The following is a 19306-nucleotide window of genomic DNA, read 5'->3' as shown; positions in this document are numbered from 1 at the left end:
ACGCCTCCACCCCCGTGCCCTTCACCTCGGTGATCAAGGAGTTTGTGTTCAGTTCGGCGTCGGATCCGGACACAAACTCCTTGATCACCGAGGTGAAGGGCACGGGGGTGGAGGCGTGACGGGCTGCGGGAGGGTGGTTGTCCACAGGGGTGTCGGCTGTGGGGTGGTGCGGGGGAGCCTGCGCGTGTGGGTGAATTCGACGAGCTGAGGCGGCTGGCCGCAACGCAGGGCGGGTTCGTGACGGCCGGGCAGGCGTTGCGCCTGGGCCTAGGCCGGGAGCAGATCAGGTATCTCGTCCGGTCCGGACGGTGGACGCGACTCTCGCGCGGCTGCTACCTGCCCTCCCCGGCCGGGCCGGCGCCGGTGGCACTGCGACGGGCCATGATCCGCGCCACGATCGCGAGCCTCGGGCAGGGCGCGGTCGCCGTGCTGAGTACCGCCGCCGAACTGCACGGCATCGCCGGCCTTGCACCGACGGCGGTGATCCACGTCTCGGTGCCGCCGGATCGACCGCACGTGCAGCGCCGAGCGGAGCCGGGCCTGACGATGCACCAGTTGGCGCTCGTCGATGCGGACGTGTGCCGGGTCGGCGGTGTACCGGTCACCACACCGGCGCGCACCGTCGCCGACGTGTTGCTACGCGCCCGGCGCTACCCGGCGGTGTGTGTCCTCGACTCCGCGCTCAACCAGGGGATCCTGGCCGAGGACGACCTGCCCCTGGTGCTCGCGCACCTCGCCGGACGCCGAGGGGCGGTCGCCGCGCGGGGATACCTGGCCGAGGCGGACGGCCGGGCCCAGTCGCCCCTGGAGACCCGCGCCCGGCTCCGGTGCGTCGACGGTGGCGTGCCGCCGGACGTCCTGCAACTGCCGGTACGGGACGAGGACGGTTACCTGCTCGGCATCGGGGATCTGGCCTGGCGGCGCGCGCGCCTGATCGCGGAGGCGGACGGCCGGGCCCCGCACCTGACGCCCCAGGCCGTCTACGCGGACCGCTTCCGGCAGAACCGCCTGGTCAACGCCGGCTGGCGGATCCTCCGCTTCACCTGGTCCGACACCCTGCGCCCCGACTACATCCCCCAGACAGTCAAACACGCCCTGATGCGTCGGTGATCAAGGAGTTTGCGGACCCGAGCACCTCAATCTGAGACGCAAACTCCTTGATCGACGGGGTGGGGTGGGGTGGTCAGTAGGATGCCGGTCGTGCGCGTACTTCTTGTGGGTGGTGGTGGGCGGGAGCACGCTCTCGCGCTCGGACTCGCCGGTGACCCGGCTGTCGAGGCGCTCGTCGCGGCTCCGGGGAATCCGGGGATCGCGGCCCTGGCCGAGCTGCGGGAGGTGACACCCACTGACCCGGCGGCCGTGGCGGCCCTCGCCGTCGAGGTCGCGGCCGACCTGGTGGTCGTCGGGCCGGAGGCGCCGCTGGTGGCGGGCGTCGCCGACGCGGTACGCGCCAAGGGCATCGCGGTGTTCGGCCCGAGCGCGGAGGCGGCCCGGCTGGAGGGCTCGAAGACGTTCGCCAAGGACGTGATGACTGCCGCGGCAGTGCCGACCGCCCGCGCGTACACCTGCGAGGACGCGGCAGCGGTGGCGCGTGCGCTGGACGAGTTCGGCGCGCCGTACGTGGTGAAGGACGACGGGCTCGCCGCCGGCAAGGGCGTGGTGGTCACCGACGACCGGGCCGAAGCCGAGCGGCACGCCGCGGAGTGCGGCCGGGTGGTGATCGAGGAGTACCTGTCCGGCCCCGAGGTCTCCCTGTTCGTGGTGACCGACGGCGAGGCGGCCGTGCCGCTGCTGCCGGCGCAGGACTTCAAGCGGGTCGGCGACGGCGACACCGGGCCGAACACCGGCGGCATGGGCGCGTACGCGCCGCTGCCGTGGGCCCCGCCCGGTCTGGTGGACGACGTCATGCGCGACGTGGTGCACCCGACGCTGGCCGAGCTGCGCCGCCGGGGCACCCCGTTCGCCGGTCTGCTCTACGTGGGCCTGGCGATCACCCCGTCCGGCCCGCGCGTGATCGAGTTCAACGCGCGCTTCGGCGACCCGGAGACGCAGGTCGTGCTCGCCCTGCTGGAGACGCCACTGGGCGGGCTGCTGCACGCCGCCGCCACCGGCACGCTGGGCGCGCACCCGCCGCTGCGCTGGCGCGACGGCGCGGCGGTCACCGTCGTGGTGGCGGCTGACGGCTATCCGGCGGGCCCGCGTACCGGTGACGTGATCACCGGCGCGGACCGCGCCGGGATCATCCACGCCGGCACCCGCCGGGACGCCGACGGCACGTTGCGCTCCGCGGGTGGCCGGGTCCTCTGCGGTACGGCGACCGGGCCGGACCTGGCCGCCGCGCGCGACGCCGCCTACGCCCTGGTACGCGACGTCGAGCTGGCTGGTTCCCACCACCGCACCGACATCGCGTCGGCGGCGGTGGACGGCCGGATCACGGTCCCGGGCTGACCGCTGCGGGGCGCCGGCCGGCCATCCGGTTCAGCACGTTCGCCGTGGCCCGCTCGATGCGCGGGTCACGGTGCCCCTGCCGGTCCAGTGCCAGGGTCCAGCCGAGCGTGCCGCTGGCGAAGACCACCGCGCCGCGTGCCGTCTCGTAGACGTGGCTGTTCTGGACCCGCCGCCCGCCCTGCTGGGCCGGGTACGGTGACGAGCTGAGCGTGGTTCCGGCGGGCCGGGCGAGGGCGGCGTGCACCCCGTCCGCCTCGCCCGCGACCACCCCCGGGATGCGGTCGCCGTCTGCCACGCCGGTGCCGGCCCACACCCAGTTGTCGGCACCGCGCACCACGAGCGGCTGCGGGGTCAGCACGATGCCGTTGTACTGCACGCCGAGCAGCGCCTGTTCAGGCTGGTCGAGGATTCGCCAGGTCAACGTCGGGTCGCTGCCGTCGGCACCCCGACGGGGGTCGGTCTTGGCGCACTCGACGACCCGCTCGGGGCGGCCGTCGGCGGCGGGGTGGACACGGGCGTGCCAGTAGACGCTGTTCGCGCCGAGGAACGCCAGGCTGGTGCCCCCGGCCAGTCCGACCTCGGTGGCCCGGCGCATCTCGGCCGACCAGTACTCGTCGTGCCCGCAGAAGACCAGGCCCCGGTACCGGGCCGGATCGAGCCGGCCGGAGTGCAGGTCGAAGCTGGTGGCGTAGCTGACGTCGTACAGGTTGCGTTCCAGCCACCGGATCGCGGCCTCGTCGCGGTCGAAGTGGAAGGGCCGGCCGGCGCCGGAGTAGGGACGGTCGAACGTGACAGCGCGGGCTCGCAGCTCGGGGTCGCGCCGCCCGTCGGGCCGGTAGCCGCCGTACAGGCTCTTGCCGACCCGCCGGTCGCGCGGCCACTGGTTGTACGCCTGCCAGGTGGTCACCGGCAGCACCACGCACAGCGCGGCCGGGCGCCGGTCGTCGCGCACCACGAACGGCGCGCAGGCCTGCCAGCCGTCGGCCGAGGTGAAGACCGCCTGGTAGAGGCCGGAGGCCCAGTCGTGCGGGACGGGCAGCCGCCAGGACACCGGCCACCGGCAGTCGAGCACGCCGGTGTCCGGGTCGGCGATCGGCACCGGATGCGGCACACCGCGCAGCTCGGGGCTGGTCAGCATCGTGCGGGCGCCCGCGCCGCCGTACCAGCCGAGGCGGTGCACGCTGATCCGGAACCGTCCGGCCGGGTTGACCGCGACGTGGAACTCGATCTCCTCGCCGTGGGCGACGCTCGTCGTCGAGGCGTACCCCTGGATCTGGCGCCGGCGGTCGTCGGCGGCCCGGCCGTCGTCCTCCGGCCACCACGGCTCACCGGCGGCGTGGTTCTCCCGCTCGACCGGCGAGACCGGCGGGATCGGCAACCGGTTGGGCGAGTCGCCGGGCCGGCCGCCGAAGACCGGGTCGAGCGGGCCGAGGGCAACGGCGGACGCCCCGCCGACGAAGAGGCCGAGAGCGGTACGGCGCCGAAATCGGTCCATTGTGGTACACCCCGTCTCCCCGTTCGATCGGGGGAGACCGTAGCACCGGGAGGGCCGAGCTGTCTGACCGATGTCGATCAGTCGAAGTAGCGGCGCAGCTCCCGGCTGAGCACCTTGCCGGTGGCGTTGCGTGGCAGGTACTTGACGAACACCACGTCACGGGGCACTGAGAAGCGGGCCAGGTAGCGCCGGACGTACTCGCGGACCGCCTCCGGGTCGAGCGTCTCGCCGGTGCGCAGCGCCAGGAACGCGGCCAGCCGCTGGCCGTAGTCGGGGTCCGGTACGCCGATCACGGCGACCTCGCGGACCTGCGGCAGCCGGGCGATCAGGTCCTCCACCTCGGACGGGAAGACGTTCTCGCCGCCGGAAACGATCATGTCGTCGGCGCGGCCGTCGACGAAGAGGAGCCCGTCGGCGTTGAGCCGGCCCAGGTCGCCGGTGTCCAGCAGGCCGTCGCGGCTCTCCCGGCCGGTGCCCGAGGTGTAGCCCTCGAACAGCATCTCGTTTCCCACGAAGATGCGCCCGACCTCACCGTCCCGGACCGGCCGGCCGTTCTCGTCGAGGATGGCCAGCCGGGTGCCGTGCGGCGGCCGGCCCGCGGTGGTGGGCGCGGCGCGCAGTTCGCGTGGGCCGGCGATGGAGGCCCAGGAGACCTCGGTCGAGCCGTAGAGGTTGTAGAGCACGTCGCCGTAGCGGTCCATGAACGCGGTGGCCAGGTTGCCGGGCAGCGCGGATCCGCTGACCGCCACCACCTTGAGCGGCGGCCGGGGCTGCGGCGGCGCGACCTCCATCAGCCGTTGCAGCATCACCGGTACGGCGAACATCGCGTCGCACCGCTGGTCGACGAGCGCGGCGAGCGTGGCGGCCGGCTCGAAGCGGCGGTGCAGCACGACGGTGGCGCGCAGCGCGAACGAGACCTGAAGCGCGGCGTACCCCCAGGTGTGGAAGACCGGCGCGGCGATCATCACGGTGTTCTTCGCGTGCAGCGGGATGCGGTCGATGATGGACACCAGCGGGCCGAAGCCGTGCGGGGTGGGCCGGCGGGCGCCCTTGGGTGCGCCGGTGGTGCCGGAGGTGAGCACTATGGTGCGCCCGTCGCGCTCCGGCGGCTGGAGCTTCTCGCCGGGGACCGCCGCGGCGATCAGCTCCTCCTGCCGCCGCTCGTCGACCCGGTGCAGCTCGGCCGGGAGGCCGAGGACGCGCTCGGTGAACTCGCCGTCGTGCACCAGGACGCGCAGGCCCTGTTCCTCGGCCACTGTCACCAGTTGCGCGGCGGACAGCCCGGTGTTGACCAGGACGGCGTCCGCGCCGAGCAGCATCGCCGCCACTATCGCCTCGATCAGGCCGTGGTGGTTGCGGCAGAGCACCCCCACCCGGTCGCCGGTCTGGACGCCGAGGTGGGACCGCAGCGACCGGGCCAGCCGTTCGGAGCGGTCGAGCAGTTCCTGGTACGTCATGGTGGCGCCGCGCTCGTCGACCAAGGCGACGCGACCGGGGTCGCGGGCGGCGGCCTGGCGCAGCTCCCCGGCGAGGCTCCAGCCCCACCGGCGCAGCGCGTTGAGCTGGGAGACCACGCGGATCGGTCCGCCCGGGGCGAGCAGTCCACGTCGGGTCAGCGTGGCGGCGATGAACGGCAGGTCCAAGGCGCAACTCCTTCGCGTTCGTGGTTCGTCGACCAGGCTCCGGACGGTCGGCCGTCCGGTTCTGCATGATCTTGTGCCCGATCGCGGTTCGGGTCGGCCCGGGAGCGGCGGCCCGGCCCGCGACGGCACGCGGCGTCGTCACGGGTCGGGCCGCGGCCCGCCGGCGGTCAGCGGATCTGCATCCCGGAGATGGCCCGGGAGATGACCAGCCGCTGGATCTCGGAGGTGCCCTCGAAGATGGTGTAGATCTTGGCGTCGCGGTACCACCGCTCGACCGGGTGGTCGCGCAGGAAGCCCGCGCCGCCGAGGAGCTGGACCGCCTTGTCGGTCACCGAGACGGCCACCTCGCCGGCCTTGAGCTTGGACATCGAGCCCTCGCCGGCGGTGAACGGCCGGTTGTTGCGGCCCATCCAGGAGGCGCGCCAGACCAGCAGCCGCGCTGCGTCGATCTCCATCTTCATGTCGGCGAGCGCGAACGCGACCGCCTGGTTCTGGATGATCGGCCGTCCGAACTGGACCCGCTCCTTGGCGTAGTCCAGGGCGTACTCGTACGCGGCGCGGGCCACGCCGAGCGCCTGCGCGCCGACTGTCGGGCGGGACAGCTCGAACGTCCGCATCGCCGCCTGGCCGGAGGCGCGCTGCCCGGACCGGGCGCGGGCCAGCCGCTCGTCGAGCGCGTCCTTGCCGCCGAGCAGGCAGCGGCCGGGCACCCGGACGTCGTCGAGGAAGACGTCAGCGGTGTGCGAGGCCCGCAGCCCGAGCTTGCGCAGCTTGCGGGTGGCGGTCAGACCGGGCGTGCCCGGGGGTACGACGAACGCGGCCTGGCCGCGCGAGCCCAGCTCGGGCTCGATCGAGGCGGTGACCACGTGCACCCCGGCGATGCCGCCGTTGGTGGCGTACGCCTTCTGCCCGTTGAGCACCCACTCGTCGGTGGCCTCGTCGTAGACGGCGCGGGTACGCATCGAACCGACGTCGGAGCCGGCCTCCGGCTCGCTCGTGCAGAACGCGGCCACTGCCGGCTGGTCGACGTCGCCGAAGCACTGCGGCACCCACTCGACGAGCTGGTCGGGGGTGCCGGCGCCGTAGATCGCGGCGACCGCGAGGGAGGTGCCGAAGATGCTCAGGCCGATGCCGGCGTCACCCCAGAAGAGTTCCTCGCTGGCAATCGGCAGGGAGAGGCCGGTGGGGTCGGCCCAGCAGGTGGCGAGGAACTCGAACCCGTACAGTCCGACCTTCGCGGCCTCCTGGATGATCGGCCAGGGGGTCTCCTCCCGGGCGTCCCACTCGGCCGCGGCCGGGCGCACGACCTCGGCGGCGAAGCCGTGCACCCAGTCGCGAAGGTCCCGCTGTTCCTCGTTCAGGTCTAGCGAGAACTCGGCCATGTCAGCCCTTGGGGATGTCGAACAGGTTGGCGATGTTGGCGGCCAGGCCCAGGTCGCCCTTGGCCTTCAGCTTGCCGGTCATGAACATCATCACCGGGTTGGCGCCGCCGGAGACGATCTTCAGGAACTCGACCGGGCCCATGGTGAGGCTCAGCTTCGGGTCACGGGTCGGGGTCTCCGAGGCGGTGCAGGTGCCGTTCTCGATGACGATCTCGTAGGTGTCGGTGCCACCGTCCGGGCGGCCGGTGATGTTCCAGTGGATGACCGCGTTGGTGGCACCGGCGCGGTCCGCGCGGAACAGCGAGGGCATCCGGTTGAAGACCTCGCTGAGGATCTTGCCGCGCGACTCGCCGGACATGATCTCGGCGATCTTGGCGTCCGGCGTGGACTTGACCAGCTGCGCGAACTCCTTCGGGCCGACGTTCGCGAAGTTGGCCGGGTCGAAGTCAGTCATGGGGGATTGCACCTCTCGGGCGGGGCCACTTTGGTTACTCTGGCGTAACCTTACGCACGGGTAGGTATGCTCGCAAGGGTGTCCAGCACGCCGACCTTCAAGCGCCTCCCTCGGGCCGTACGCGAGCAGCAGATGCTCGACGCGGCGGTGAAGGTGTTCTCCCGCCGCGGCTTCCACGCCGCCAGCATGGACGAGATCGCCGACGACGCCGGCATCTCCAAGCCGATGGTCTACGCCTATCTCGGCACCAAGGAGGAACTCTTCATCGCCTGCCTGCACCGGGAGAGCACCCGGATGATGGAGGCGATCGCCGGCGCCGCCGCCCCCGACCTGCCCGCCGACGAGCGGCTCTGGCGCGGGCTGCGCGCGTTCTTCGGCTTCGTCGGCGCGCACCGCGACGGCTGGGCGGTGCTCTACCGGCAGGCCCGCGGCTCCCAGCCGTTCGCCGCCGAACTCGCCGCCATGCGGGGGCGGCTGGTCGAGGTGGTCGCCGGGATGCTCGACCACGCGCTGCGCGCCTCCGGCCGTGAGGTCGGCGCCACCGACCTGGAGGTGGTCTCGTACGCGCTCGTCGGCGCCAGCGAGTCGCTCGCCGACTGGCTGGCCGACCACCCCGAGGCCGACGCCGGAAAGACCGCGACCCGGATGATGAACGTGGCCTGGCTCGGTGCTGACCAGTTGCTGCGCGGCGTCAGCTGGCATCCGCCGATGGCGTGACGCCGGTCAGCGGGGCGCGGCGGCCCGCCGGTGCGCCCGCCGCCGGCCCCAGCGGACGGCCTCGAACAGGCCGGTGACGGCAAGCGAGATGGCGACGCCGGCGAGCAGCCCGGACAGCGGGTTGTGCTCGAACGCCAGGCCGCCGAAGTAGCCGAGCAGCCCGCAGTAGGTCCCCCAGGTGGCACACGCCAGACCGTCGTACAGCAGGAACGTGCGTGCCGGATAGCGGACCGCGCCCATGGTCAGCGTGACGGCGGTCCGGCCGCCGGGGACGTACCGGGCGGTGGTCAGGATCATCCCGCCGCGCCTGTCGACCGCCCGGCGGGCCCACTCCGAGCTGGCCCGCCGCCTGCTGTCCGCCGGGAACCGGGCCAGCCGGTGCGCGCCGCCGCCGCGCCCGATCCCGTACGAGATGTGATCGCCGAGGAGCGCGCCGAACGCGGCGGTCACGATCACCAGCACCAGGTTCGGCTCGCCGCCCGCCGCGAAGACCCCGGCGGTGATCACCACCGTCTCGCCCGGTACCGCCGGGAAGAACGCGTCGACCGCGGTGACCGCGATGATCAGCAGATACACCCACGGCGAGGTCACCGTGTGGTGCAGCAGGTCGAGCACGTCCCCCATGCACCCATGCTCGGTGGTGCGGTGTCAGGCAGGGGCGCTTCTCAGGCAAAAGGCGTCGAGCAGGGGCCCTTCCTTCTCCTCGGCCGTGGGCCCGCGCGAGGTGAGTACCACCGGCGCGCCCAGCGCCTCCGAGACGGTCGCCGCCCAGTCGCCCGGCGCCTCGTCCAGCACCGGCCGGGCGCGCAGCAGCCGCCGGGCGAGCGCGGCCTGCCGGTCCAGGTCACCGGTCGGGCCGGGGACGAGCCGGTCGGTGTCCTCGTACCGGCGGCAGATCCGCAGCTTCGGGCCGGCCAGGTCGAGGTGGGTCAGCGCCAGCCCGTCCACGCCGCCCGCCACCTCCAGCGCGTACCGGTGGGCGACCGCGTCGAAGTGCCCGAACCGGAACCGGCCCTGCCAGGGGTTCGTCCCGTTGTGCCGGTCGGTGAACGGCAGCGCCGCATCCTCGGTGACCAGCGGCCCGGGACCGTGCCGGGTGGTGGTCGTGCGCAGCACGCCGAGCCGCTGCGCGGTCCCGGCCATCCCCGCCTCGGCGAGCAGCGTCTCGGCGTTGGCGAACGTCGTGGTGCTCCACGTCGTGTACGGGTGGAAGCCGTGCCACTCGTCCAGCAGCACCCCCTGCGCGCCCTCGAACACGCAGGTGCCCTCGCGCAGCGCGCCCGCGAGCCAGGTCCGGTCGACGATCGCCACCCGGCGCGCGAAGGCCGCGTACGCGGGCAGGCAGTCCTCCACCGGCGGCGCGTCGAGCGGTCCCAGCTCGGCGGTGAGCCGGTCGCGCAGCGCGGTCAGCCGCCGGCGCAGCACCGCCGGGCGGCGGCAGTCCGCCACCCGGGGTGCCTCGTCGGGGTGGGCGAGACCGTACGCGACCGCCTCGCCCACCCCGAGCCCGCAGGAGCCGTGCCGGTCGGCTCCCCGGGCGATCTCCCGGGCGCGGTTGGCGGCCCGGTGGTACGGGGTGGCGAGCAGCGCCTCCCCGTCCACTGTCAGACGGTCGAGCGCGTCGGGCACGCCGACCGACGCGAGGTGGTCGGCCTCGGCGGCCAGCGCCAGCGGGTCCACCACCACGTGCCGCGCCAGGTGCGTCCGTACGCCCGGACGGAACGTCCCGGCGCCGAACTGCGCGAACGTGTGGTGCCGCCCGTCGCGCAGGACGACGTTGTGCGCCGCCTGCGCGCCCCCGTTGAACCGGACCACCGTGTGGACCTGCCGGGTGGCGCAGAGCAGGTCCACCACGGTGCCCTTGCCGGCGTCGCCGTAGCCGAGGTCGACCACCATCACGTGGTTCACAGCCGGGTGACCCCGCTTCCGCCGTCGGCCGGGCTGAACGGCAGCGCCGCCACCGCGCGCCGCCCCGAGCCGAGCCGGGCCAGCGCCTTCGACACCGTCCGGGTGGCGGTGGAGCCGGCCCGGTCCAGGTCGCGCAGCCCGGCGTCCAGGTCGATTGCCTGCTCGCCCAGGCCGACGGTGAGCGCGATCGTCTCGCAGACCGCGTCCAGGTCGTCCAGCTCGACCGCGTTCTGCCCGAGCAGACCGCGCCAGAAGTCCAGCACCTTGCGGTTGCCCGCGTAGTGGCTGCCGGCGGGCAGCAGGTAGTAGGTGTCCCAGCGCGCGGTCACCTCGTCGACGATCTGCCGGACCGGCACGTCCTCCCGCAGGTCGTCGCCGATCAGCCGGGTCACCTCCGCGGTCTTCACCGCCGGGTACGCCAGCTCGTCGCCGATGATGAACAGGTAGCCGCGCCGGCCGCGCTTGTCCCAGCTGTCGGTGGCCGTGTGGCGGGCCATGAAGTAGAGCGCCAGCTCGTACGACTCCATCATCTGGCCGCCACCGCCGCCCTCCAGCACGATCCGGCCGAGGTCGTCGTCCATCCGGTTGTCGGACTCGAACTGCCCGACCTGCAACGGCACCCGGTCGCAGGTGGCGTCGCCGATCGCGCCGAACATGACCTGCGGATCCTTGGCGTACCCCTGGCGCAGCAGCAGGCCCAGCAGCTGCGGCAGCTTGCTCTGCAACACCCGGGGCACGTGCCCCATCGAGCCGGTGACGTCGAACAGCACGGCGATCGGCGTCGACTGCGGGTGCTCGGCGGAGTCGCGGCTCTCCCGCAGCGCGTCGCGCGGGTCGAGCGCCGGGTGCACCTTCCGTGCGCCGCTGTCGCTGTACGAGAACGCGCTCTTGCCGGTGCGGCGCCGGTAACGGTCGGCGGTGTCGTACACGTCGGTGGACCAGATTCCACTGCCCATGGCAGCCTCCCTACGGGTTGAGGGTGAAGGGTCGGAAGGTGCGCGGCCCGTACAGCCGGTGCAGCACCTCGTCCAGTTCGCGCAGCAGCCGCCAGGCGTCGTCCGGCCGGGTGGCGAGCGCGGTGCCCTGGCAGCCGTCGGCGAAGGCGCGCAGCTCGCGCGGCGCGCGGTCGCCCATCAGCCAGGTCATGCAGCGGGTGGCCATCGCGATGTCGGTGCCCGGGCCGCACTGCCGCTTCGCGGCGACCTCCGGCGGATACCAGTCCTCGTGGCCGGGCACCAGCGCCGGCACGAGCCCGCCCGGCTCGGCCGAGAAGCACCAGTCGACGAGCACCACGCCGTGCGCGTCCGGCTCGATCAGCACGTGCCGGGGCAGCACCGCGCCGTGCACCACGCCGGCCCGGTGGGCCAGGCCGAGCGCCACGAGCAGCCGCCGCCACATCCAGGCCGCGTCGCGCGGGTCCAGCCCGTCCGGGTACGCGCGGCGCACGTCGTCCAGGCTGTGCAGCCCGGGTACGGTCACCAGCTCGTTGACCTGCCGTTGCACCCCGGTCGACGGGTCACGCGCCGGGTAGGAGTCGACGAGCCGGGGCACGTACGCGAGGTGCCGGGCGTCGCCGTGCTCGGCGATCCGGCGCAACGCGCGCGCCTCGCGGGCCATCAGGTCGTTGTCGCCCGGGTGCCGGGCCACCTTCAGCAGCCGCCCGTCCCCGTGGTCGTGCAGGTCGGCGACGTCGCCGGCGTACGTCGGGGCGGGGGTGCGCCACCGGGTGGTGACTGTGACGAGCGCTTCGGCCGCGGCGGCGCGTACCAGCGGGTCGGCCGCGCCCAGCCGGTCGGGGTGCAGCGCGCCGACCAGCTCGCGGTAGCGGCGGGCCGGCGCCTCGGTGCCGAACAGGTCGGCGTCGGTGCGCGCGGCGGTGACCAGCCGGATCGCCTCCTCGGTCCTCACCGCACCGTCTCCTCCCGGGCGGGGCGCAGCAGCGCCGGGTGCAGCAGCCGGGCGTCTCCGGCGCGGTAGAGCTTGGCCCGGGGGCCGCCGCGCGCGCCGCCGCGTTCGGTGCTGCCGCCGGTGCTCTCCACGAGGCCGGGCACCGAGAGCACCTTGCGGTGGAAGTTGCCGGCGTGCAGCGGGTGGCCCCAGACCGTCTCGTAGACCTCGCGCAGCTCGGTGATCGTGAACTCGGGGGCGAGGAACCGGGTGGCCAGCGGCGTGTACTCCAGCTTGGAGCGGGCGCGCTCCAAGCCGTCGTCGATGATCCGGCCGTGGTCGAAGGCGAGCTGCCGGCTGGTCAGCGCGGTGACCGGCAGCCAGATCGCCTCGTCGGCGTCGGTGTCGGCGACCGGGTCGGGCAGGCCGGGGGCGAACGCCAGGTGCGCGACCGAGACCACCCGCATGCGCGGGTCGCGGTCGGGCGCGCCGTAGCTGCCGAGCTGTTCCAGGTGCACCCGGCGCAGCCGCTCGCCGCCGAGGCCGGTCTCCTCGGCCAGCTCGCGCCGGGCACCGGTGGCCAGGTCCTCGTCCGGCTGGACGAAGCCGCCGGGCAGTGCCCAGTGCCCCGCGTAGGGCGGCGCGCCCCGGCGGATCAGCAGCAGGTGCAGCGCGCCCTCGCGGATGGTCAGCGCGACCACGTCGACGGTGACCGCGACCGCCGGGTAGTCCCGGGGGTCGTACCCGGCGAGGAAGTCCTGCTCGTTCACGGCCGCTCACTCTCTCAGGTTGAGAACAACTCAATCTGAGAACAACTTAGCGCCGAAAAGAGGGGACGGCAAGTCCCCTCTTTCACTCAGCGCACGGAGCCGACCAGGTGCGGTCTCCCGTCCCGGGCGCTGTGCAGCGCGAAGTCCCAGCCCGCGCCCGCCGCCGAGGCGCTGAACGCCACAGTCGACGGCAGCGGCACCGGTAGCTTGAACGACACGTCCACCGTGTACGCCTCGGGTAGCCGCGGCTCCAACGCGGCCAGGCAGCGGGCCTTGCTCCACATGCCGTGCGCGATCGGGCGCGGGAAACCGAACAGCCGCGCGCCCAGCTTCGAGGTGTGGATCGGGTTGTGGTCGCCGGAGACGCGCGCGTAGTCCGTACCCACCTGGGGCGTCACCCGCCATTGGGCCGAGAAGGCCGGCGGCGCCGGGCGGTCACCCCGGTCGCGCCGCGGGCCGCCGCCTGCGGCGCGCTCCTTCCCGAGGTACGTGGACACGCCGCGCCACACCTCCTCGCCGCCGATCGACCCGATCAGCACCACGTCGAGCTGGCGGCCCCGCTCGTGCGGGCGCAGGTTCTCCGCGTACGTGTGGAAGTCGACGCTCTCGCCGACCTCGACCGGCCGGTGCACGGTGATCCGGTTGGCCACGTGCACCACGCCGGTGAGCGGGATCGGGAAGCCCGGACTCGTCATCAGCCGCAGCGACAGCGGGAACCCGAGCACGTGCAGGTACGTCGCCGGCAGCCGGTCGGTGAGCCGGAACCCGCACACCCGGTCGTAGTCCGCCAGATGCCCCTGGTCCACCGCGACCCCACCGACGGCGAGTTCCAGCGCCGGCACGTCCGTCCCGCGCCGCCCTCCGACCCCGGGCACCGCTCCCAGCAGCGCACGCCGGTAGAGCGCCCCACTGGCAGGCAACCCGTCCAGCGCGACCCGCCGCCGCCCCGCCGCCCCTTCACTCCGTCGATCATGAAGTTGGCTGCCTTGTGGATCTCCAGAAGTGCCGTCAACCTCATGATCGTCGGACGCTGGGCGGGCGTTGGTCTGGGCCAGGGCGGCGGCTCGGGCGGAGGTCAGGTCGCGGGTGGGGCCCTCGATCAGGTCGTGCAGGGTCAGGTCCTCCTCGTGGTCCTTCGCCATCACGCCCCCAGCAGGCTCTGGCCGCAGACCCGGACCACGTTGCCGCTCACCGCGCCGCTCGCCGGCCAGGAGAGCCAACCGATCGTCTCGGCCACGTCCACCGGCAGGCCGCCCTGGGCCATGCTGTTCATCCGCCGTCCCGCCTCGCGGATGGTCAGCGGGATACGCGCCGTCAGCCGCGTCTCGATGAAGCCCGGCGCGACAGCGTTCAGGCTGATCCCACGCTCGCGCAGCACCGGGGAGAGCGAGTCGACCAGGCCGATCACGCCGGCCTTGCTCGTCGCGTAGTTGGTCTGCCCCCGGTTGCCGGCGATCCCGGCGATCGACGAGACCGACACGATCCGGCCGCCGGCCGGGATCAGGTCGCGTTCCAGCAGCACGTCGTTGATGCGCTCCTGGCTGGACAGGTTCACGTCGATCACCGAGTCCCACCGGTCGGCGTCCATCCGGCCCAGCGTCTTGTCCCGGGTGATGCCCGCGTTGTGCACCACCACGTCGACCCGGCCGTGCCGGGACGCCAGATGCTCCGCCAGCCGGGTCGGCGCATCAGGCGCGGTCAGGTCGAGCTGCACCGCGCTGCCGCCGATCTCGTTGGCGACGGCGGCCAGTTCGTCCCCGGCCGCCGGGATGTCCAGCGCCACCACCTGGGCGCCGTCGCGGGCGAGCACCTTCGCCAGCGCCGCGCCGATGCCCCGGGCCGCGCCGGTCACCAGCACCACCTGCCCGGAAAGCGGCCGGTCCCAGTCGGCAGGCGCGACGGCGGTGCCGGTGCCGACGCGTACGACCTGGCCCGAGACGTACGCGGAGCGGCCGGAGAGCAGGAACCGGAGCGTGGACTCCAGGCTCACCGGGGTTCCGGCGTCACCCTCGCGGGTCACGTAGACGAGCTGGGCGGTCACACCCCGGCCGAACTCCTTGCCGATGCTGCGGGTCAGGCCCTCCAGCGCGCGCTGGGCGGTAGCCTCCCGGGGAGAGCCGCACTCGCCCGGCGGGGTGCCCAGCACGATCACCCGGCCGCTGGGCAGCAGCGACCGGGCCTGCGGGTGGAAGAAGTCGTAGAGCTGGCGCAGCCCGGCGGAGTCGGTGATGCCGCTGGCGTCGTACACCAGGGCCGCGAAGCGGCGGTCGGCGTCGTGCGCGGCGACCGGGTCGGCCAGCTCGACCCCGGCGGCGGTCAGGATCTTGCCGGCCGGCTCGGCGATCCGGCCGCCGGCCGAGGAGCCGAGCAGGACCGGCCCCGGAACGAGCGGGTCACCGGGCGTGTGCCGGCGCAGTCGGGGCGGGTCGGGCAGCCCGAGGCGCTTGACCAGCGCGCGACCGGCCCCCGTCTGGACGAAGCTCGCGTACCTGTCGGTCATAGGCGTAGCCTACTGGCGAGTAGGGTTCGGGCAACAGTTTCGAGGAGGCCGATCGTGCAGAGTGTCCGGCGGGTCGCGGTCATCGGGGGCAACCGCATCCCCTTCGCCCGGTCCAACTCGCGCTACGCGCACGCGTCCAACTCCGACATGCTCGGTGCGGCGCTCGACGGGCTGGTCGCCCGGTTCGGGCTGGCCGGCGAGCGGGTCGGCGAGGTGGTGGCCGGCGCGGTGCTCAAGCACTCCCGCGACTTCAACCTCACCCGCGAGGTGGTGCTCGGCTCCCGGCTCGACCCGCACACCCCCGCGTACGACATCCAGCAGGCCTGCGGCACCGGGCTGGAGGCCGCCATCCTGGTCGCCAACAAGATCGCCCTCGGGCAGATCGAGGTCGGAATCGCCGGTGGCGTCGACACCACCTCCGACGCGCCGCTCGCCGTCAACGAGGACATGCGGCGCACCCTGATCCAGCTCAACTCGGCCCGTACGCTCGGCGAACGCCTCAAGATCGCGGCGAAGCTGCGCCCGCACCAGCCGTTCAAGCCGGACATCCCGCGCAACGCCGAACCCCGTACCGGGCTGTCCATGGGTGAGCACGCGGCCCGGACCGCGCTGCGCTGGAACGTCGACCGCGCCGCGCAGGACGAACTGGCGCTGCGCTCGCACCAGCGGCTCGCCGCCGCGTACGACAAGGGGTTCTTCGACGACCTGATGACCCCCTACCTGGGGCTCACCCGCGACCAGAACCTGCGGCCGGACACCAGCCTGGAGAAGCTCGGCTCGCTCAAGCCGGTCTTCGGCGCCTCCGGCGCGGACGCCGAGCGGGCCACCATGACCGCCGGCAACTCCTCGCCGCTCACCGATGGCGCCTCGACGGTGCTGCTCGCCTCCGAGGAGTGGGCCAAGGCGCACAACCTGCCGGTGCTGGCGTGGTTCTCCTGGTCCGAGGCCGCCGCCGTCGACTTCGTGCACGGCGACGAGGGCCTGCTGATGGCCCCCGCGTACGCCGTGCCCCGGATGCTGGCCCGCGCCGGGCTGAGCCTCCAGGACTTCGACTTCTACGAGATCCACGAGGCGTTCGCCTCGCAGGTGCTGGCCACGCTGGCCGCCTGGGAGTCGCCGGAGTTCTGCAAGGAGCGCCTCGGCCTGGACGCCCCGCTCGGCTCGATCGACCGGGACAAGCTCAACGTCAACGGCTCGTCGCTGGCGGCCGGGCACCCGTTCGCCGCCACCGGCGGCCGGATCGTCGCCACGCTCGCCAAGCTGCTGGATCAGAAGGGGAGCGGGCGCGGCCTGATCTCCATCTGCGCGGCCGGCGGGCAGGGCGTGACCGCGATCCTCGAGCGCTGACGGGCGACGCCCGCCCGGTTCGTCGGCCGGGCGGGCAACCCGCGTGCCGGCTCGTTCCGTCCCCTGGGCATGAGGCGAACGAGGGGTGGCACCCCGTGACCGGGCGCGACGAGGAGTTCCGCGACTACGTGACCGCCCGGCTGGAGCCGCTGCGCCGGACGGCGTACCTGCTGTGCCGGGACTGGCACACGGCGGACGACCTGGTGTCGATCACGTTGAGCAAGCTCTACCGCAACTGGCGGCGGGCGCTCGGCGCGGACAACCTCGACGCGTACGTCCGGGGGATGCTCACCAACGCGTGGCTGGACGAGCGGCGCCGGCCGTGGCGGCGGGAGCGGAGCACCGACGAGGTGCCGGACCGGGCGGACCTGGCAGCCGGGGAGCCGTCGGTCGGTGAGCGGGAGATGCTGCTGGAGATGCTGGGCCGGCTCGCGCCGAGGCGACGGGCGGTCGTGGTGCTCCGCTTCTACTGCGACCTGTCGGTCGAGGAGACCGCGAAGATCCTCGGCGTCAGCACCGGAACCGTGAAGAGTCAGGCCGCCCGTGCGCTGGAGACGCTGCGGCTGCTCGCCTCGCCACATTCGGCAGTGGAGAGCGGGAGGCAGAGATGACGTACCGGCAGATCTTCGACGAGGCGATCGGCGACGCGCCGCCGACGGCGGTGCTGGCACTGGCGCTCGGCGTCGGCGTGGTCGTGCAGCCCGGAGCGTCCGGCGGCCCGGCGCCCACCCGCCCGGCCGCGTCGGCCACCGCCCGGTCCGAGCCGGAGCGCCTGCAGGCGGCGATCCTGGTCGCGTTCAACCGGGAGGCGCCGGACCTGCGGTGGGTGCAGGGCGGGTCGACCGCCGACCGCAAGACCTGGGACGGCCCGGTCACCGACACGCCGTCGTGGTCGGTGCAGCGGTTGCAGTGGGAGTCCATGACCGGCTGGTTCGCTGTGGGTATCGCCGCTCGGGGCGAGGTCCGGTCGTACCTGACCATCAACGTGGGCAGGATGCGCCCCGGCCACACGTCTGGCCCGGGCGAGTGCACTCCCGGCCAGGTCAGGTGCCGGTCCTTCACCGGCCCCAAAGGCGAGCTGGTGGTGGCCAACGACGCCGAGGGCAGGCACCTGGTCGGGTCGGTGACCGAACGGACGGTCCTGCGGACCGTGACCGTCGAGCGGGCCGACGGCACCCACGTGTCGGTGCAGACGCACTCGTCCACCGACCGGCACCTCCTGACCGCCGGGGAGATGGCCGCTGTCGCGCTGGACCCCGAGATCCGGCTGGGCTGAGGGCGTCCCGGTCCGGCCTGCCCACAGGCCGGACCGGGTACCGGCGTCGCCGGGGCCGGCCCGGGCGTCATGAAAGACTGAGGTACGTGACGACGATCCCGAACGTGCTCGCCAACCGGTACGCCTCGCCCGAACTGGTCGCTCTCTGGTCGCCGGAGGAGAAGGTCCGGATGGAGCGCCGGCTCTGGCTGGCGGTGCTCAAGGCCCAGCGTGATCTCGGCGTGCCGGTGCCGGACGGGGTGGTCGAGGCGTACGAGCGGGTGGTCGACCAGGTCGACCTGGCCTCGATCGCGGCCCGGGAGCGGGTCACCCGGCACGACGTGAAGGCCCGGATCGAGGAGTTCAGCGCGCTCGCCGGGCACGAGCACGTGCACAAGGGGATGACCTCCCGCGACCTCACCGAGAACGTCGAGCAGCTCCAGATCCGCGCCTCGCTGGAGCTGATCCGGGACCGGGTGGTCGCCACGCTGGCCCGGCTGGGCTGGCACGCGGGCGAGTACTCGGCGCTGGTGATGACCGGCCGGTCGCACAACGTCGCCGCGCAGGCCACCACGCTCGGCAAGCGCTTCGCGTCGGCGGCGGAGGAGCTGCTGATCGCGTACGAGCGGCTGGAGGACCTGATCGGCCGCTACCCGCTGCGCGGGATCAAGGGACCGGTGGGCACCGCCGCCGACCAGCTCGACCTGTTCGACGGCGACGCCGACAAGGTGGCCGAGCTGGAGCAGCGGGTGGCCGGGCACCTGGGCTTCCGCCGGGTGCTGGACAGCGTCGGCCAGGTCTACCCGCGCTCGCTGGACTTCGACGTGCTCTCCGCGCTGGCCCAGGTGGCCGCCGCGCCGTCGTCGCTGGCGACCACGATCCGGCTGATGGTCGGTCAGGAGCTGGTCACCGAGGGCTTCAAGCCGGGTCAGGTCGGTTCCAGCGCCATGCCGCACAAGATGAACACGCGCTCGTCGGAGCGGGTGAACGGCTTCGCGGTGATCATCCGGGGTTACCTGTCGATGGTCGGCGAGCTGGCCGGCGACCAGTGGAACGAGGGCGACGTCTCCTGCTCGGTGGTGCGCCGGGTCGCGCTGCCTGACGCGTTCTTCGCCGCCGACGGGCTGTTCCAGACGTTCCTCACCGTGCTGGACGAGTTCGGCCCGTACCCGGCGGTGATCAACCGGGAGCTGGAGCGCTTCCTGCCGTTCCTCGCCACCACGAAGATGCTGGTGGCCGCCGTACGCCGGGGTGTGGGCCGGGAGGTCGCGCACGAGGTGATCAAGGAGCACGCGGTCGCCGTGGCGCTGGCCATGCGGGAGAAGGGCGCGACCGAGAACGACCTGTTCGACCGGCTCGCCGCGGACGGCCGGCTGGGCCTGACCCGGGCCGAGATCGACATCCTGGTGGCCGACCGCAACGCCTTCGTGGGCGCCGCCGCCGACCAGGTCAACCGCGTGACCGCAAGAATCACCAAGGTCGTCGAGTCCCACCCCCAGG

18 protein-coding genes are annotated in these 19306 nt (G+C 73.4%); 7 read left to right on the top strand and 11 right to left on the bottom strand.

The genetic code is table 11. The annotated features are described in order from the left end of the window. The first annotated feature begins 186 nt into the window (after positions 1-186). Both F8279_RS23675 and purD read left to right on the top strand, forming a co-directional pair. The gene (locus F8279_RS23675) at positions 187-1110 is read left to right on the top strand and encodes a type IV toxin-antitoxin system AbiEi family antitoxin domain-containing protein (RefSeq protein ID WP_151501108.1); all 924 of its coding nucleotides are present in this window, start codon (positions 187-189) and stop codon (positions 1108-1110) included. Between the two features lie 90 nt (positions 1111-1200). After that, positions 1201-2448: a phosphoribosylamine--glycine ligase gene (gene purD, locus F8279_RS23670; protein ID WP_151501107.1), complete on the top strand. Its 1248-nt coding sequence runs from the start codon at positions 1201-1203 to the stop codon at positions 2446-2448. On the opposite strand, the gene F8279_RS23665 is transcribed toward purD, so the two are convergent. The 4 genes from F8279_RS23665 to F8279_RS23650 form a co-directional block, all read right to left on the bottom strand. Further along, on the bottom strand, positions 2432-3943 hold the full coding sequence (locus F8279_RS23665; RefSeq protein WP_151501106.1) for a N,N-dimethylformamidase beta subunit family domain-containing protein: 1512 nt from the start codon (positions 3941-3943) through the stop codon (positions 2432-2434). The genes purD and F8279_RS23665 overlap by 17 nt on opposite strands. A gap of 77 nt (positions 3944-4020) precedes the next feature. Further along, the gene (locus F8279_RS23660) at positions 4021-5586 is read right to left on the bottom strand and encodes an AMP-binding protein (RefSeq protein WP_151501105.1); all 1566 of its coding nucleotides are present in this window, start codon (positions 5584-5586) and stop codon (positions 4021-4023) included. A 167-nt stretch (positions 5587-5753) separates the two neighbouring features. Further along, positions 5754-6968 carry an acyl-CoA dehydrogenase family protein gene (locus tag F8279_RS23655; protein ID WP_091414103.1) on the bottom strand — a complete coding sequence of 405 codons (1215 nt, stop codon included), beginning with the start codon at positions 6966-6968 and terminating at the stop codon, positions 5754-5756. 1 nt (position 6969) lies between these two features. After that, on the bottom strand, positions 6970-7422 hold the full coding sequence (locus F8279_RS23650) for an SCP2 sterol-binding domain-containing protein (RefSeq protein WP_151501104.1): 453 nt from the start codon (positions 7420-7422) through the stop codon (positions 6970-6972). Positions 7423-7500: 78 nt separating this feature from the next. On the opposite strand from F8279_RS23650, the gene F8279_RS23645 reads away from it, so the two are divergent. Then, entirely contained in the window at positions 7501-8139 is a 639-nt protein-coding gene (locus F8279_RS23645) for a TetR/AcrR family transcriptional regulator (protein WP_192580755.1), read from the top strand. 6 nt (positions 8140-8145) lie between these two features. Here F8279_RS23645 and F8279_RS23640 read toward each other — a convergent pair whose 3' ends face one another. The 7 genes from F8279_RS23640 to F8279_RS23610 form a co-directional block, all read right to left on the bottom strand. Further along, positions 8146-8763 (bottom strand): DedA family protein, encoded by a 618-nt coding sequence (locus F8279_RS23640; RefSeq protein WP_151501102.1) that lies wholly within the window; start codon positions 8761-8763, stop codon positions 8146-8148. A 24-nt stretch (positions 8764-8787) separates the two neighbouring features. Next, a complete protein-coding gene (locus F8279_RS23635) occupies positions 8788-10047 on the bottom strand; it encodes an adenylosuccinate synthetase (RefSeq protein ID WP_151501101.1) in 1260 nt (419 codons plus the stop codon). After that, a complete protein-coding gene (locus F8279_RS23630; protein ID WP_151501100.1) occupies positions 10044-11003 on the bottom strand; it encodes a hypothetical protein in 960 nt (319 codons plus the stop codon). The genes F8279_RS23635 and F8279_RS23630 overlap by 4 nt, the downstream gene beginning before the upstream one ends. Before the next feature lie 10 nt (positions 11004-11013). After that, the gene (locus F8279_RS23625; protein ID WP_151501099.1) at positions 11014-11955 is read right to left on the bottom strand and encodes a serine/threonine protein kinase; all 942 of its coding nucleotides are present in this window, start codon (positions 11953-11955) and stop codon (positions 11014-11016) included. Next, a complete protein-coding gene (locus F8279_RS23620; RefSeq protein WP_151501098.1) occupies positions 11952-12704 on the bottom strand; it encodes an NUDIX domain-containing protein in 753 nt (250 codons plus the stop codon). Before F8279_RS23620 ends, F8279_RS23625 begins: the two co-directional genes overlap by 4 nt. 86 nt (positions 12705-12790) lie before the next feature. Next, positions 12791-13846, bottom strand: coding sequence for a MaoC/PaaZ C-terminal domain-containing protein (locus tag F8279_RS23615; protein ID WP_225853385.1), 1056 nt, complete (start codon positions 13844-13846; stop codon positions 12791-12793). Further along, complete coding sequence (locus tag F8279_RS23610; RefSeq protein ID WP_151501097.1) at positions 13846-15204, bottom strand: 3-oxoacyl-ACP reductase; 1359 nt, start codon at positions 15202-15204, stop codon at positions 13846-13848. The genes F8279_RS23615 and F8279_RS23610 overlap by 1 nt, the downstream gene beginning before the upstream one ends. 54 nt (positions 15205-15258) lie before the next feature. Between F8279_RS23610 and F8279_RS23605 the strand changes: the two genes are divergently transcribed. The 4 genes from F8279_RS23605 to purB form a co-directional block, all read left to right on the top strand. After that, positions 15259-16551 carry an acetyl-CoA C-acetyltransferase gene (locus F8279_RS23605; protein ID WP_091414121.1) on the top strand — a complete coding sequence of 431 codons (1293 nt, stop codon included), beginning with the start codon at positions 15259-15261 and terminating at the stop codon, positions 16549-16551. A gap of 95 nt (positions 16552-16646) precedes the next feature. After that, entirely contained in the window at positions 16647-17162 is a 516-nt protein-coding gene (locus F8279_RS23600) for a SigE family RNA polymerase sigma factor (RefSeq protein WP_091414123.1), read from the top strand. Further along, positions 17159-17827, top strand: a complete 669-nt coding sequence (locus F8279_RS23595) for a hypothetical protein (protein WP_151501096.1) — start codon at positions 17159-17161, stop codon at positions 17825-17827. The genes F8279_RS23600 and F8279_RS23595 overlap by 4 nt, the downstream gene beginning before the upstream one ends. Positions 17828-17913: 86 nt before the next feature. Next, a partial coding sequence (purB, locus tag F8279_RS23590; protein ID WP_151501095.1) for an adenylosuccinate lyase occupies positions 17914-19306 on the top strand: 1393 nt, incomplete at its 3' end.

Source organism: Micromonospora sp. AMSO1212t, assembly GCF_008868145.1.
Classification (GTDB): domain Bacteria; phylum Actinomycetota; class Actinomycetes; order Mycobacteriales; family Micromonosporaceae; genus Micromonospora; species Micromonospora tulbaghiae.
Note: the sequence above shows the minus strand (reverse complement) of the source record. Positions and strands in the feature narration are given on the sequence as shown.